Source organism: Microcoleus sp. T3_D1, assembly GCF_036700405.1.
GTDB lineage: Bacteria > Cyanobacteriota > Cyanobacteriia > Cyanobacteriales > Microcoleaceae > Microcoleus.
In genome coordinates this window covers 41,751-57,177 of the sequence record NZ_JAUBOV010000047.1, presented here as the reverse complement: position 1 = coordinate 57,177, position 15,427 = coordinate 41,751, and the positions used below count along the sequence as shown (strand labels likewise).

At 46.4% G+C, this 15,427-nt stretch carries 13 protein-coding genes and 1 tRNA gene; 5 read left to right on the top strand and 9 right to left on the bottom strand.

Features of this window, described 5'->3' with window-relative positions; translation table 11 throughout:
* Positions 1-364: 364 nt before the first annotated feature.
* Entirely contained in the window at positions 365-1,318 is a 954-nt protein-coding gene (gene cofG / locus QT992_RS20850; protein WP_333337401.1) for a 7,8-didemethyl-8-hydroxy-5-deazariboflavin synthase subunit CofG, read from the top strand.
* A gap of 358 nt (positions 1,319-1,676) precedes the next feature.
* Here the strand turns inward: cofG and QT992_RS20845 are convergent, their stop codons facing one another.
* From QT992_RS20845 to cpdA, 3 genes are all read right to left on the bottom strand, one after another.
* A complete protein-coding gene (locus tag QT992_RS20845; protein ID WP_333314277.1) occupies positions 1,677-2,453 on the bottom strand; it encodes an SDR family NAD(P)-dependent oxidoreductase in 777 nt (258 codons plus the stop codon).
* 202 nt (positions 2,454-2,655) lie between these two features.
* Positions 2,656-4,134 (bottom strand): alpha-amylase, encoded by a 1,479-nt coding sequence (locus QT992_RS20840; RefSeq protein WP_333314275.1) that lies wholly within the window; start codon positions 4,132-4,134, stop codon positions 2,656-2,658.
* Between the two features lie 191 nt (positions 4,135-4,325).
* Complete coding sequence (gene cpdA / locus QT992_RS20835; RefSeq protein WP_333337403.1) at positions 4,326-5,105, bottom strand: 3',5'-cyclic-AMP phosphodiesterase; 780 nt, start codon at positions 5,103-5,105, stop codon at positions 4,326-4,328.
* A 197-nt stretch (positions 5,106-5,302) separates the two neighbouring features.
* Between cpdA and QT992_RS20830 the strand changes: the two genes are divergently transcribed.
* Positions 5,303-5,373: transfer RNA gene (locus QT992_RS20830), tRNA-Cys, on the top strand.
* Between the two features lie 355 nt (positions 5,374-5,728).
* Here QT992_RS20830 and QT992_RS20825 read toward each other — a convergent pair.
* Complete coding sequence (locus QT992_RS20825; protein WP_333337405.1) at positions 5,729-6,541, bottom strand: hypothetical protein; 813 nt, start codon at positions 6,539-6,541, stop codon at positions 5,729-5,731.
* Between the two features lie 118 nt (positions 6,542-6,659).
* Here QT992_RS20825 and QT992_RS20820 point away from each other — a divergent pair, with 118 nt between their 5' ends.
* A complete protein-coding gene (locus QT992_RS20820) occupies positions 6,660-7,685 on the top strand; it encodes a hypothetical protein (protein ID WP_333337407.1) in 1,026 nt (341 codons plus the stop codon).
* 8 nt (positions 7,686-7,693) lie between these two features.
* The gene (locus QT992_RS20815; protein ID WP_333337409.1) at positions 7,694-8,329 is read left to right on the top strand and encodes a hypothetical protein; all 636 of its coding nucleotides are present in this window, start codon (positions 7,694-7,696) and stop codon (positions 8,327-8,329) included.
* Here QT992_RS20815 and QT992_RS20810 read toward each other — a convergent pair.
* From QT992_RS20810 to QT992_RS20800, 3 genes are all read right to left on the bottom strand, one after another.
* Entirely contained in the window at positions 8,326-8,898 is a 573-nt protein-coding gene (locus QT992_RS20810) for a hypothetical protein (RefSeq protein ID WP_333337411.1), read from the bottom strand. The genes QT992_RS20815 and QT992_RS20810 overlap by 4 nt on opposite strands.
* Positions 8,882-9,727 (bottom strand): bis-aminopropyl spermidine synthase family protein, encoded by an 846-nt coding sequence (locus tag QT992_RS20805; RefSeq protein WP_333337413.1) that lies wholly within the window; start codon positions 9,725-9,727, stop codon positions 8,882-8,884. Before QT992_RS20805 ends, QT992_RS20810 begins: the two co-directional genes overlap by 17 nt.
* A gap of 431 nt (positions 9,728-10,158) precedes the next feature.
* Complete coding sequence (locus QT992_RS20800) at positions 10,159-10,629, bottom strand: DUF4079 domain-containing protein (protein WP_333337415.1); 471 nt, start codon at positions 10,627-10,629, stop codon at positions 10,159-10,161.
* Between the two features lie 96 nt (positions 10,630-10,725).
* Between QT992_RS20800 and QT992_RS20795 the strand changes: the two genes are divergently transcribed.
* Positions 10,726-12,207, top strand: coding sequence for an ankyrin repeat domain-containing protein (locus tag QT992_RS20795; RefSeq protein WP_333337417.1), 1,482 nt, complete (start codon positions 10,726-10,728; stop codon positions 12,205-12,207).
* Between the two features lie 401 nt (positions 12,208-12,608).
* Here QT992_RS20795 and QT992_RS20790 read toward each other — a convergent pair whose 3' ends face one another.
* The gene (locus QT992_RS20790) at positions 12,609-13,541 is read right to left on the bottom strand and encodes a 2OG-Fe(II) oxygenase (protein WP_333314260.1); all 933 of its coding nucleotides are present in this window, start codon (positions 13,539-13,541) and stop codon (positions 12,609-12,611) included.
* A gap of 236 nt (positions 13,542-13,777) precedes the next feature.
* A complete protein-coding gene (gene purH, locus QT992_RS20785) occupies positions 13,778-15,322 on the bottom strand; it encodes a bifunctional phosphoribosylaminoimidazolecarboxamide formyltransferase/IMP cyclohydrolase (protein ID WP_333337419.1) in 1,545 nt (514 codons plus the stop codon).
* Positions 15,323-15,427: the final 105 nt, after the last annotated feature.

Below are 15,427 nucleotides of genomic sequence, written 5' to 3'. Positions count from 1 at the left end.
ATTTGTTTATGATTGCTTTATTTGGTTTTCAATGTTCGTGACGGCTTTGTGTTCCGCCATGTAAATAAACATAAAGCTTTTATTTCAGTTTGTAAAGGCCTTTTAAGAACAGTTTTTCTTATATGTGTCATAAATTATGCTTTTTAAAAGCCAGAAGGCTTGCTATATAAGGAGTTGAAAAGCTGAATGCGGAATTTGTGGACGATCGCCCACAAATGAAGAATACTCATAATCTACCTGGGGAACGAGATTCGGGATGGGCGTCAGTGTTAAGATAGATTAAGGGTTGCGATCGCCAACCGCAAAACTCGCACTGCACAGATATATGTTGTTGCGTAAGTCCGATCGATAAAAATCCCAAGGAATGTCTCGCACCGTCACCTACAGCCCTGCTTATACCCTCGTTCCCACTTACGAGTGTTTTAACCGCTGCACCTATTGCAATTTTCGGGCAGAACCGCTGCAAAGTCCTTGGCTAACACTCGCAGAAGCCGAAAAACAGCTTTTGCTGCTGCAAACTCAAGGTGTAATTGAAATTCTCATCCTCAGCGGCGAGGTACATCCTCAAAGTAAACGGCGAAAAGCTTGGTTGCAGCGGATTTACGATTTGTGCGAACTGGCACTTGCTCTGGGATTTTTGCCGCATACTAATGTGGGGCCGCTCAGCTTTGAGGAGATGGCACTGTTAAAAGAGGTAAATGTATCGATGGGGCTGATGCTAGAACAGCTTACCCCACATTTGTTACAAACTGTTCACAGGCACGCACCGAGTAAAGTGCCGGCGCTGCGGCTGCAACAGTTAGAATGGGCTGGGGAATTAAAGATTCCATTCACAACTGGTTTGCTGCTGGGAATTGGGGAAAGTGAGGCAGATTGGGTGGAGACTTTAGAGGCGATCGCCGGCATTCATTCGCGTTACCATCACATTCAAGAAGTTATCCTCCAGCCACACAGTCCCGGAAATCAGCAAAGTTGGGACGGTGAAGTTTTTGATGCTACAAAAATGCCGGAAGTAATTGCGATCGCCCGCAGCATTTTACCATCGGAAATCAGGTTGCAAATTCCCCCGAATTTAGTTGCACAGCCAGACATATTGCTGGCTTGTTTAGAAGCAGGTGCTAGAGATTTAGGAGGAATTGGACCGCGGGATGAAGTTAATCCCGATTATCCTCACCTGCAACACCAAACTTTAACAGAAATTTTAGCAGCAGCGGGATGGCAACTTGTGCAGCGTTTGCCTGTTTATCCTCAGTACGATAAGTGGCTGCCACAGACATTGCAAACTGCTGTTAAACAAAGGAGAGTCAATCGATTTTAGATTTTAGATTTTAGATTGAAGAATTGAAGAATTGAGCCTAGGGATAAATCCGGGGGCTTGTGACCAAATTGCTTGATAGTCAGTCAATCGATTGAAGAATTGAAGAATTGAAGAATTGAAGAATTGAAGAATTGAGCCTAGGGATAAATCCGGGGGCTTGTGACCAAATTGCTTGATAGTCGGTCAATCGATTGAAGAATTGAAGAATTGAAGAATTGAAGAATTGAAGAATTGAGCCTAGGGATAAATCCGGGGGCTTGTGACCAAATTGCTTGATAGTCAGTCAATCGATTTTAGATTGAAGAATTGAAGATGGGTAATTGGTAGCAAGATTCTTTAAATTGCTGCTATAGAGATTTCAAATCAAAGAACCGCCACCATCAATCCAGACTTCAGTACCTGTAATGAAGCTGGAGGAATGTGATACCAGAAACAACACTAATTGGGCGACTTCTTCGCTAGAACCTGCGGTATTATCCGTCAAAGGAATCATGTCTTGAATGGAATCAGGCGGGACTGGAATGCGATCGAGATGGCGCTTAACGGTGCTTTCTTCAATTGCAGTTAGCACCCCGCCCGGACAGATCACATTGACTCTGATTTGGCAGGCTGCGAGTTCTAGCGCCAGCATTTTTGCAAAGGCTACTTGGGCAGCTTTTGAACAAGCGTAGGCCGTGGCACCAACTTTCCTGAAACTTCGGGTGCCATTAATCGATGATGTAATTACAATTGAACCTCCTTGTTTTTTCAGATGAGGAACAGCATACTTAACAGCCAAAAATGTTCCTCTGAGGTTGGTGTTAATTGTCCGATCCCACTCATCGGGTTCTATCTCCTCTATCGGCGACCATACACCGTTAATACCCGCATTTGCAAACAAAATATCAATTCTTTGATATTCATCAAAAATTGTTTGAAACGCTTTTTGCATTTGCCCAGAATCTCCAACATCTGCGGCAATAGCCAGCCCGCCGCCTCCTTCATTGACCAACTGGCGGACGGTTTCTTGCCCCGTTTCCAAAATGCGATCGATAATAGCAACTTTTGCGCCTTCCTTGGCCATTAAAATTGCTGCTGAACGACCAATTCCCGACCCACCGCCGGTAATAACGGCAACTTTTTGTGAAAGTTTCATATTTTTTTAGATAAATATTTTTTTGCGCGATCGCATAGCATAAAAATAATACTCGATAGAGGACTAAAGTCCTCACTACAAACAACTTTCCGTCATCAAAATCATGAAATTCAAAAGTGGTTTAATGTACTAATTATAGCGGTAAGGTGTGCACTGCACACCCTACTTTAGGCAGAGGAGTACCTCAATTTTAATGCTGTTCTTACGGCTGTGGAACCCAGACAGAAACTGAACCGGCGTTACACCTAAAATCAGCCCAACCATCCTCATTCGTGGTGATGGGCTCTTGGATGTGTTCGGTGATGTCAATATAAGTTCGATTCGGTTGTCCGACTTCCATAAACTTGGTGCCATCGCCTCCGTTACTGAGTACCACAGCCATGCCGCCCGGATGTTCTTCATCTCCGAGTCGCGTCCAGCCAATAGTGTTGGCGTGGTCGAAGTAATCGTACTGATTGCCGTAGGAATAGGTTTGGCGCGCTAACAAGAATTTATCTACCATAAACTGATGTTTGTCTAACCAAATCTCGTATTCGTTGCCATCGTTTGCTGTATCCTTATAGTTAGCGCCGTAATAATCCGGGTAAAAAATGCACGGATATCCTTCGCGCCGCAGCAGAATTAAAGCGTAGGCAAGGGGTTTAAACCAAGCCTCGACAACTGATTCTAGGGATTGTAAGGGTTGGGAATCATGGTTGTCAACCAAGGTAACGGCGAGGGCTGGTTGCTGTTGGACGAGGGTGTTATCAAAAATTGTTCGTAAGTCGTAGCTATTGCCGGCTTTGCTAGCAGCGTAGAAGTTGTAGTGGAGGGGCGCGTCAAATAAGGAGACTTTACCATCGGTTGCTTGGATGAAGCTGTGCAAAGCTTCAACTTCATAAGACCAATATTCGCCGACTGCAAATAAGTCGCGTTTGACATAGTTACGAACGTGTTCTAACCATTCTTGGAAAAATTCTGCTTTAACGTGTTTGACGGCATCGAAGCGAAAGCCGTCAACGTTTGTTGTATCGACATACCACTCACCCCAGTATTTTAATTCCCCGGTGACTTCTGGGTTGTCCATATCTAAATCGCAACCCATCAGGTAGTCATAATTACCTTTTTCTAAGTCTACTCCGGGATCGAATTCTTTACCTTTGAGTAGGTAAACGGCATGGGTTTCTGTGTTGTAAACGTTGTAATCAATGGCGTCAAAATGCCACCAATGCCACTCCATGCTGGAATATTTTTTATCGCGACCGGGAAAAGTAAAATGCGTCCAAGCTTTAATGTTTTGATATTCGCCTACTGTGGCATTGCGGTCATCGGGATTGAAGGGTGTGGCTTCGGCTTCTTCTTCTGCATCTGCACCTAATTTGTGGTTGAAGACTACATCGGCATAAATCCGAATTCCTGCATCTTGGGCAGCTTTTATCGCGGCCAAATACTCATCTTTTGTCCCGTATTTCGTCCGTACCGACCCTTTTTGGTCGAACTCGCCTAAATCGAATAAGTCGTAGACGCCGTAACCCACATCCGTACCGCCGCCAGTTCCTTTATAGGCGGGTGGCAACCAAAGGGATGTAACGCCTATTTTGGCTAAATCTTTTGCAGATTTCGCTAGCTGATTCCACAGGCTGCCGTCGTCGGGGCTGTACCAGTGGAAATACTGCATCATCACGCCATTGGCTTCAGACATATATTTAGTTTTTCCTATTTTGTAATATTGCCAGATAGATTTTTGTTCGTAGCTTGCTAGTTTACGTAGGTCTACAATCTATCGTTAATAAATATCATAATAGATGGGGTTGCTCACCACAATCTATCTGTTGATGGATTGACAAAAAAATGTAAATTTGATAATAATTATTTTCAGGCTATCGAAAATTATTAAAAGGGTGGCGATGCTTCGGCAACTCGCTCAACTCTGGTGTTCCAAGTACCGTCGATCGCCAATTCAAGCAATCTAAATCCCGGCGGGATTTCGTCAAGTATAATCGGATGGCTTTTGGGTAAAAGTTGGATGCAGGTGCTGGGTGTCCCCAAGTAGGTAACTGAGCCCCGCTGTTGGTGAAATTCTTGGTGAATGTGGCCGCAGAGGACAATTTTGATTTGAGGATATCGATCGACAATTGCCAAAAATTCATCGGCATTGTGCAGCATCATTCCATCCATGATTTCAGAGTCGATCGGCAAAGGATGATGGTGCAAGGCAATGATAACAGGTCGATCGCCCGTTTCTTGCAGTTGAGAGTCGAGCCAATGCAAGCTTTCTGGGGAAAGCCGCCCGCCGTCGCATCCGGCTTCCACACTCGAAAGTAATAGAAATTGCCAGTTTCCTAGCATCCATGATTTTTCTGGGGAAAGGGGCGACTGATTTAAGATTTCTGCCATGACTGGGATGTTGTCGTGGTTCCCAGGTATCCAGTAGGCGGGTATTCCGAGGGGGGCGATGAGGGAGACGAGGCGCTGGTAGGATTCGGGTGTTTCGTCTTGGGACAAGTCGCCTGTGAGTAGGAGTAAGTCGGGCGGCGGCTGTATCTGTTGCAAGCGATCGAGAACTGCTTGGAGGGTGCGGGTTGTTGAGAGGCCTTTCCATTCTCGATCGATCTCTGCGAATAGGTGAGTGTCGGTGATTTGGGCGACGAGTAGGGGAGAAACTGGTGTCATGGCTGGTGTTGCGGGTCGTTGCTATAGTTCTAGAGTACCTTCCCACAAGGGTTTTGGGGATATGGAAAGGGCGATTCCCTACCCTTCGGGAACCCGCGCGCGATCGGGATAGCTGCGCTTGACGAAATTTTTGACAGGTATGTTAAAATTTTCGAGATTTGGTGTACTATAAGAAAACGTCAAATTTGAGACGTGACGGCGGCATAGCCAAGTGGTAAGGCAGAGGTCTGCAAAACCTCCACCCCCAGTTCAAATCTGGGTGCCGCCTTTTTTAATTTCTACCGTAACAAGTTGTTTGTCAGTGATGACAGAGTTTTGTCCAGGCTACCAGCTTGGTTTTTTTGTGCGATCGCAACAATCTCTTTAGTCACTAATCTGTCAATATATTGACCTAACTCGGATTCTCCAAATTGATTGAAAGCACCTACTCTTTGGGCATTTTGACGTTCATGCGATATTGACTATGGTGTTGAGGTAGAGAAGCAATCAGAAAACGATTCTTAATCTCTTCAAGACGGTCGTTCACCAGCTAATATCCCCACTATGAATGCGATGGTTTGGAAGACGGTTTCACCGTCGCCATCCTAGCCCTAATGACTTGCGCCATCTGGCTTTAATGGAGTTCAGCTTGGAGCATTTTGAGGAGATTCTTGAAGAGCTGAAGAATTTACTCTATCCTCCCAATCAAGGAGCATAGACATCTCACCCAAGTCCAGCGTGCATTGAACCCAATCTATCTGATCGAGTATACGGAAACGCAGACGTCTCACCAGAGTGCTCCACGATTCGATGTCGCCCGATTCTGAAATCGCCTTAATCTCAACAAGTTCGGGTGCAGTCAGTGTTGCTGGCTGAGCCAGTTGTACACAATAGGGCGACCGGAGTTCGGTGGTAAAGCTAACGGAATAGCTTTTGGTATCAGGTATTTCATCTGTCTGGCTCACGGCACGTACAACGGCCGTCACCTGTGACGCTCCGAGAGGTTTATTTGTTGTCACGTTACGAAGGTGGTTCGGAAAAATGCAGATGTCTTCTCGCTGTGCATTCAATTCCCTCTCCGAAAAACACACCAAGGCGTAATGGCTCTCCTTTTTTCTGCCCGAAGGCAAAGACGCACGGCTCGTGACGAAGCAGTGTATTGGTAATTGTCGTGTTTGACCTTGTGCGTCAACCCATGCGTTCCACAAGACCACGCCCCCCGGTGCCACGTCGATAGCCTTTGGTTTGCTGAGCATCGGAGAAAAAATCGCACGCAAAGACGCTATGTCACGGGCAGCAACTTTGGCGTTTTCACCCAGAGACTGACCAATCCCCCAGAAGAAGTACCCGCGACATAATTGTCGTTCCCATTCCTTCCTGCGAATAATTGCTGCCAATTCTTCGCTAGCCTCCGTTCCCATTTTTGTCCAGCAGAATGTCGGTGGCAGTTTGTTCATTGTCATATGCGTCTCCAAGTGCTTAGATCATATCAGCAGGTGGACGAGCGTTGCTCATGATTATCATAAGGAATGGAAGGGCTAAAAAGAAAAACAGATGACATAGAAGGAGATTCACTTGACCACACCTAATCGCCAGATCGACACGATCTTTGGATCCCTCGAGTCTGCAGGCTTCCCGCGCATCCTGCAAAGTATACTGCTGCCCGAGTGGGTAACACCAGAAGTGCTATCGGATGCTACAGTGTCATCGGAGATCGCGGCAATTCTTGCAAAGCGATTGGGTCTTCGTACAAGTCCTCTTTTTGCTGCAAGTCCGCGAGTTGAATCACTTCGGCGGCGTGACATAAAGTACAAGCGCTCGATTCCGAACAAGTCAAAGAACCTAACGGCTGCGACATCAATTGCTATTAGTGTTGCTGAATCTGTTGCATCGGCTTGCCGAGTGGAATTCAGTCCGTTGACAGGCAGTGCTGATGCTCTTCGCAAAGAGGTGCTTGCTTCTTTTCCAGGTAAATGGCTAGGACTGAGAAATTTGTTGATGACCTGCTGGTCACATGGCGTACCTGTTGTTTATTTAGCAGGACTGGGTCAAGGTGTGGCGAAGATGGATGGCATGGTGGTCTATACGGGCGATCGACCAGTCATTATTTTGTCAAAAGTGTCACCAGTTTGGGCGTGGCAACTCTTTATCTTGGCTCACGAAGTTGCCCACGTAGTGCTTGGGCATGTAGCTCCTGGCGAAATATTAGTCGATGAGGAACTGAGTGAAGCCTCTTATGCCTTAAAGGATAACGACTTGGACGAACGCGCGGCAGATAGGTTCGCGATCGAGCTGTTAAACGGTAGACGAAACGCGACTTACACGCTGTCGGAGAATCGGGCTAATTTTAGGGAGCTGGCGGATGTTGCATATGAGTTTGGTAAGGCCAACCAAATCGATCCTGGGCATATAGTATTGAATTTTGCAAATCAGTCCGGCAAATGGGACGTTGGTATTGCTGCGGCGAAGGTGTTGCAGGGTGAGAATCCGCCTGCATCGGTAGTCATCAGTGAAGCAATGTGGCGCGGCATCGACCCTGAAGCACTACCAATGGACACCATCGAGTTCCTTGGTAGGGTTACTGGTTCACCCCTTGAGTAAGGTAACTCATGAGCCAGCCAATTCTGATCGATAATGATGTCTTACTCAAACTTGCGCGTTACGGGCTGCTTGATGAGGCTATAGCTCTATTCAAGTGTACTCCTACCGATGTGCGCGTACTGGCAACTGCGAAATATCGGCTCTTGCCTGCTAAAAATCGCTTGCGGTTTTGTAAAGATGAGGAAAGTGCCGCTAGGCTGGAAGCATTCCTTAAAACCTCTAATCCACTCGATGCTGGATTAGCCGACCCGGATCAATTGGACGTACTGAACGCTGTTCCAAATATTGATTCTGGAGAAGCACTACTGTTCGCAGTGGGTGCTAATAACAGGGACACACTCGTAATTACAGGTGATAAGCGCTCTCTAGCAGCGCTTTGCTCTGATGATTCTGTCGCTGAGGTCTCCAAAGCGCTAGCAGGTCGTGTAGTTTCGATGGAAGTGCTTTTCTCCATGTTAACTGAGTATCAATTTACCCTTATTCAAGAGCGTGTAAGAGACAAACCGGATGTTGATATGACCCTGAAGATCGTGTTCGGGGTAACTGTCCCGGCTGATTTTGAATCAGTGAAGGAAGCCTTTAATTCGTATATTAGTGACTTACGCAGCAGAACTGGTACTCTGCTTTATGTACCATCCAGTTAATTTCTGAGCAGAACTGCATATGGTTCCTTAACGCGAGCAACAAGTTCAATGCGCTTTAGAGTCTGTTCATCCTGTGCAACTGCTAGCTCTTGAGGCTTGTAAAGAAAGCATCCTTTGTCTGCTCGACCAATCAAATACTTATCAGCTTTACGTCCACGGCTAGGACCTACTCCAACCTCTAATTCGCGTAAATCCAAGTTGAATTCCTTCTCCTGAATCTCATCCAGAACCAAAGCGTACCGTGACCCACGGACTTCTATACCCTTGGGAATTGGCTGCCAATCGACCCCGTCATCCGAGTATTGTTTAGCAATTTCGGGCGGGGCAGCGTGTCTAGAGTTCATCTTCTGCATAACAAAGAGAACTTGGTTTGCGCTACTTTCCACCTCTTTGGCAAACGGTTGAACCATAGTCAGAGGATGGCAGGTATTACCGCCATAACCCCAGAAAATCGAGCCTGTCTCTTCAAACTCGCGTTGTTTACGCTTGATGATGTCTTCGATGCTCTCTTGCGCGTGCAGACCCACTTTCATAAATATCAGACCTGCTTTCTTAATCGTGTCGTCCATTGTTGACCTCAAGTTTTTCAAGTATGTAGAGCTGGTCTGATTCCCTGCCTGGGTTCAGCGTCGTCCGCTCACGCACGTATCGAAACCGCAGCGGAGAATTCTTACCGTAGAAATTCTCAAGTCGTGCCGACTCAAGAGGTTCTGATGTTGTCTCCATGAGACCGGAGTCAATACGACGGAACAGAGAGGAACATGAACGCAGATCAGGGGCATCGTCGAGGTGATAAGAGTGCAACTGTGGCAGTAGTTCGGACACCACGTATCCAAGTTCAATCGCACGGCGTTGCGTATCGCGTAATACTTCCTGAGTCCACAGTAGGTCAGGATCGTCCGCTATAACGACGATGCCCAGGCTCTTCTCCTTAGTTGCCTGACTGCCGCGCTCGAAAAAAGCGATAACACTTTCTCCGCTGTTACTTGCCCCCCAAGGTGGATTGATGTGAAACCCATCGTATTCACCAAAATGCTCTGATGGCAGCGCTTCCGCCACGTTATAAAGGTGTGCTGAAATCTCAATCTTCGGGTGAAGCTTCTCACCGAATCGCCGCACAGAATTGACAATTCGTTCGTCAAAATCAAGCAAGGTGATCGACTTTGGCCCATAATCGATGACGTTTTGGGCTTTCAAATGAGCGGCGGACAGGGCAATTCCATCACCGTCCCCGACAAATACGACATCCTTGTTGTTAAAAACACGAGCCACGTACTCTGCTTGTATCACCATGTCGGCGACCTTCATGTATATTTGGTCGAATTCGCGCAGAGGAATTGGTCGGTTCTGGACAACGTCTGAAATTGCATTGATCGCCTTTCGCAAGTCAAAGTCCATAGAAACCCCCATATACTACTCTTATGGAAAGTTGACTACCCCTGGTTCCCAAAGTCTTAACCCTCGTCATTATATAGTGTGCGTTATCAAGCAAACATACGACAGCTTTCTTAACGTAGAGTTGAATGCGTTACATCACTGTGTCCCCTAACTCTTTATTTATCATAAAGGCTTAGTTTTCAGGGGGCGACAACTAGGATGAAAGCCTGTTGGCTCAGATTTTTAGCCGGGTTAGCTTTAAAAAATGAGAATACTTGCCTTACTTATACATTTATTAAAGCACCATTTTGATGGTAATTTAATTATTATCATATAAATATGTACAAATAAAAGTCGATGGCTCGGCACTCCAACTTAACGAATATGACAACTTAATTGCTAATCACTAATCGCCCCACGGCAATTAGCAATTAGCAATCTTACCCAAATTATCACATTTTGCTGATAATTCTTTGGAGGATTTCCACGCCTGATACCGCTTGCCAGCCAAACAGCCCTAACAGCACAATATTCAGAAAGATGTGAGTGTTTCTCGCCCAATCATTGCCTTTTTGCATCAAAGGAGTCAGCGAGGCTGCGATCGCAATTATTGCCATCATTCCCAACCCTGCTAGCAAGTGCGGGCCGACAAATAGCTTGCCGTTGTTGATGTAGGTGACAGCCATCCCGACGATCGCAACTGTAACCATCAAGGCTAACAGCAAAGAACCCATCTGGTGGTGCTTGACGTTGAATTTGCCCTTAATTAACTCTTTTTTGAGCTCGCCTTCCGCACTTCTGGTACGTCGGATTTGAATGCCCAGATACAAAGCATAAAATGAGATAGCCAGCAGTACCCACATTAAAACTGGGTGGATGAATTGGCTCCAAACTTTCACTGACTGAGGAATTTCGAGATTCATAGTGTTCTGAGGATTAGCAAACATACTTCATAAAACTTAGCATACCAGTCAGGCCGTCTCGTGCGACGGTAAAAATATACGGTATGAGAGACTATTATGCCTGCCACTAAACAAGACGCTGTATTAATCCAAGCCGCCAAGACTGGCAACATTATTCACGTCCAAGCTTTACTCGCTAAGGGAGTTGACGCAAACGCCAAAGACTCTGAGGGGACGACGGCTTTGATGTTTGCTGCCCAAAAGGGCTATACAGAAATCGTGCGTATTCTACTAAACAATGACGCTAATGTCAACCAGGTGAGCAGGCGTTTTGGCTTGACAGCTTTGATGCTGGCGGCGGCTCACAAGCAGGCTGACTCTGTGCGGCTGTTGCTGGCTGCGGGTGCTGATGTTAATGCTAAAAATGATGATGGAAGTACGGCTTTGATGGCCGCTTCTCTCAAGGGCGATATCAATGTTGTGCGGATGTTACTTGATGCTAATGCTGATGTAAATGTCCGAGATAAAGATGGAGATTCTGCTCTGAAAATAGCTGCTTTATCGGGACACGAAGCTGTTGTCAAAGCTTTGGCAGATGCGGGTGCTGTTGCTGACAATTCTATGCTGTTTTTAGCTGTCCGTCAAGGTAGCGCTGAAATTGTGCGAATTTTGCTCAATTGTGGGGCGGATGCTAATGTTAAAAATCTAGAGAGCAAAACAGCTTTGATGCTGGCTGCGACGGCGGGAAATTTGGCTGTTGTCGAGGCGCTGTTGGCTGCTGGTGCTGATGTCGAAATTCGCGACAAAAACGGCGAAACTGCTTTAACTTTGGCAGCGGATTCCGGCAATACTGATGTGGTGCAAACTTTGCTTGGTGCGGGTGCTGATGCGAATGTGAAAAATGGAGATGGGGGCACGGCTTTGATGGCCGCTGCTGCTGGAGGAAATGCGCCGATCGCCCATATCTTACTCGATGCTGGCGCGGATATCAACGCTAAAGATAAAGATGATGAAACTGCTTTGAATTTTGCGGTGGTTGAAGGCTGGGAAGATGTCGTGGAATTGCTCTTAAACCGAGGTGCTAGTGTCGGTGCTCGAAATCGGTTGGGCGATACGCCTTTACTGGTGGCGGCTGTTCACGGCCATAGTGCGATCGTATCGGCTTTGCTGCAAAAAGTAAACTCAAATCGGGATGAGTTTCTGAATGCGAAAAACTTTGGGGAGACGGCTTTGACGCTGGCTGCGTTTCACGGACATACCGAGACTGTGAAAGCTTTGCTTGACGGCGGTGCTGATCCGAATATCCCGGCGGATTTGGGGAAAACGGCTTTAATGAAGGCGTGCGATCGAGGTTATGTGGCGATCGTCCAATTATTAGTCGAAAAAGGTGCGGATCTCAACTTGCTCGATGATTCGGGCGCAACGGCTGTAATGTGGGCTGCACATCGGGGCTGTGTCGGTGCTGTACAGGTTTTAATTGATGCTGGTGCAGAACTAAACCACAAAAATCCGGGCAATTATACAGCTTTAATGCTGGCTGAGTTTAAACGTTATTCCAGCGTGGTGAAATTGCTCAAAAGTGCTGGAGCACTGGAGTAAGAATCAAATAGTTTTGAGTAACTTAATTCTGTCATTCTGAGGGTAGGCTTTGGGAAGTGAAGAATCTCAGATATAGCCTTTCGAGCTCTCATATGAGGTACTCATGGGCAGAGGGCATAGGGCATAAGCCTCCGTGGGCATACCTCACTTTTTTAAGAACCGCTATATCTGGACTTACGCATTGTAACGGTGTGGCAATAGTTTGAGATTCTTCGCTTCACTCAAAATGACAAAATTATGTGATTAGTGCGTCCCGGACGATGAATTATATCATGTCCGATCGATTAACCATAATATCCCGGTCGGGGCGGGTTTTTGAGATTGTCAATTATTGGCGATTATGGTTGGTGGAACCCGCCCCTACAAAAATCGCGGTAGCTCGACCCGACATGATATTAACCTCAATTTGCTTTGCGTACCCAGCCGTTAATAGTAAAGCGGCTATCAGCAAAAGCTTTTGAGGGACAGCTAACTCGCAAAACTTCGTGCATATAGCGACTCAGAAAAAATACGATGCTATTATTGCGCGGTTCAACAGTTCTGAATGTCTCGTCCGCAACATAGAAATTGTTCTCGATTTTGCTGTCATAAATCAGCAATTCACCACCTGAAAAAGCCTTGGGCTCTCGATAGAAATAGTAAACGTAAGTAAAAAACCGGCTGGCTGTATCTGGCGAGCCGCTGTCGTTGTGAAGTTTGTAAAAGTTGTTGTCATTGTGCATGGTTAACTGAGCTTCTATTTCACCCAGCGGAAATGAGGGAATATTTAATTTGTGCAGCACGTCGGGGAGAATTGCTTTGATGCGATTAACCATCAGTTCGGAAAATTCTGGGAACGAGTGGAGTACCATCGAACGGCGGTAATCTTCGGCATTGGTTGAGGTGCTGGTAGTCACAAATTCTGATTCTTTTGCTAAGACATATTTAATGAGTTTGTTTTTTTCAGCAGGTGTCAAAAAGTTGTCAATTTGGGCGTAGCGAGATATTAAGTCGTCATTTACAGGCGGCGCTGGGGCGGGAATTTCTGCGGGAATTTCTACAGGAGTTGCAGGCTGCTGCGGTTGCAGTTGCTGCAAGTAAATTGGGGGTTCTGTGACTAATCCGACTAGGTGTTCGGCGGGAAAAAAAAGGGTGGAACGCCCGTCGTCTATGGGGATTTGAAATAAGGGCGAAAAACCGAGTGTTTGTTGGGTGCGATCGACTAATGTTTTGATCAGGCTGTGCAATAATGGTGTATCAGATTTGAGGGTGACGGTGCATTGATGTCCCCCGGTGAGCAGAATTTTGACTTTTATGTCTTGGGGTTTAATTTGCTGTTGAATTGTGCTAGTCATAGCCGTTAGTTATAGAAGAAGAAGGAAGTTCGGCAACGGATTCTGTAACGGATGTAACGGATGGAGGGATGGGAGAAGAAAGAAGGAAGATGCAAGAAGGAAGATGGAAGAACAAAAATTCAATCATTGCTTGAGGGCGGGCTAGAAGCCCAACCCACAATAGAATTAACTCTTTGTGGAACAGGCATCTTGCCTGTTCATAATAGAGGTGCAAAATGTCATTGCTACGAACTTAATTAATGCAAGAAGTGGCGGATATCAGTGAAAACCATTGTGATTCCGAGTTGGTTGGCGGCTTCAATGGAATCTCGATCGCGCATACTTCCTCCCGGTTGGACGATCGCAATTATGCCCGCCTCAGCCGCAGTTTTGACTGAATCGTCGAAGGGGAAGAAACCATCGCTAGCCAAAATCGCTCCTTTGCTTTTGTCTCCTGCTTGTTCCAATGCTAGTTTAACCGATCCCACGCGATTCATTTGTCCTGCGCCGACACCGATTGTAGTCCGATCGCGCGTGACAACGATCGCATTAGATTTGACGTGTTTCGCTACTTTCCAAGCAAACAGCAATTCTTCCAACTCTCCCGCCGTCGGCTGTTTCTCAGTAACCATCCGCCATTTGCTAGTTTCTTCTACTACATTATCTGAGTCTTGCACCAGCAAACCGCCTGCAATTATTTTAACAGTTTGTGGCGGCCCTTGAGTCAAATTTGGCAAAATTAATACTCTAACTTTCGCCTTCTTCTTGATAATTTCTTCGGCTTCTGGTTCGCACCCCGGCGCGACGATACATTCTAAAAATGTTTGAGTTAACGCCGTTGCGGTAGCAGCATCAATCGGGCGGTTGAGGGCGACAATTCCACCGAAAGCTGAGACGGAATCAGTGTCGAAGGCTTTTTGATACGCTTCAGAAATAGTTGTTCCCAAGGCTGTACCGCAAGGATTTGTATGCTTCAGAATAGCGGCGGCGGGGGTGTCGGGGAATTCTACGATTAGCCGCCTTGCTGCTTCTAAATCTACTAAATTGTTGTAACTTAATTCTTTTCCTTGCAGGATGGTGCTAGTCGTCCAGCCTGTCGGTGTACTTCCGCTTTGATACCAGGTGGCGGCTTGATGGGGATTTTCGCCGTAGCGGAGAGTTTGCAACTCTTTTCCTGATAAATTAAACTCGTCTGGTAGCGCCGATTTTTCAGCGGATTGGCTGCTGAGATAAGTTGCGATCGCGCGATCGTAGTTGGCTGTATGTTTGAAGGTTTCCAGCGCACATTTTTGCCTAAACTCTAAGGATGCTTCGCCGCCATTTTCCCGCAGTTCTTTTAAATAAGTATTGTACTGTTCTGGGTCGCACAAAACTGTCAAATGAGCGTGGTTTTTGGCGGAAGCTCTCAACATTGCTGGGCCGCCGATATCTATCTGCTCAATTGCGTCTGCTAGAGTAACTCCTGGTTTAGAAATTGTCTCTTCAAATGGATACAGATTGACTACAACTAGATCGATCGCCCGAATTTGATTGGCGGTTAAATCTGCGAGGTCTTCCGGTACATCGCGGCGTGCTAAAATGCCACCGTGGATTCGCGGGTGAAGTGTTTTGACTCGCCCTCCCAAAATTTCGGGGGAACCAGTATATTCCGCAACTTTGGTGACTGGGATGCCTGCTTCTTTGAGGGCCGTTGCTGTCCCGCCACTACTAATTATGTCAAATTCAAATTCTTCTACTAGACTGCGCGCTAAGTCGATTAGTCCGGTTTTATTGGATGTGCTCAGAAGTGCTAGACGTGCCATTGGTTTGAAGTTGCGATCGCAAAAATAGACAGGTTATATTCTATACCAAGTCTGGTGGCAGGCACATGATTTGCTAATGGCTAATTATGATTATTTTTAATAAAC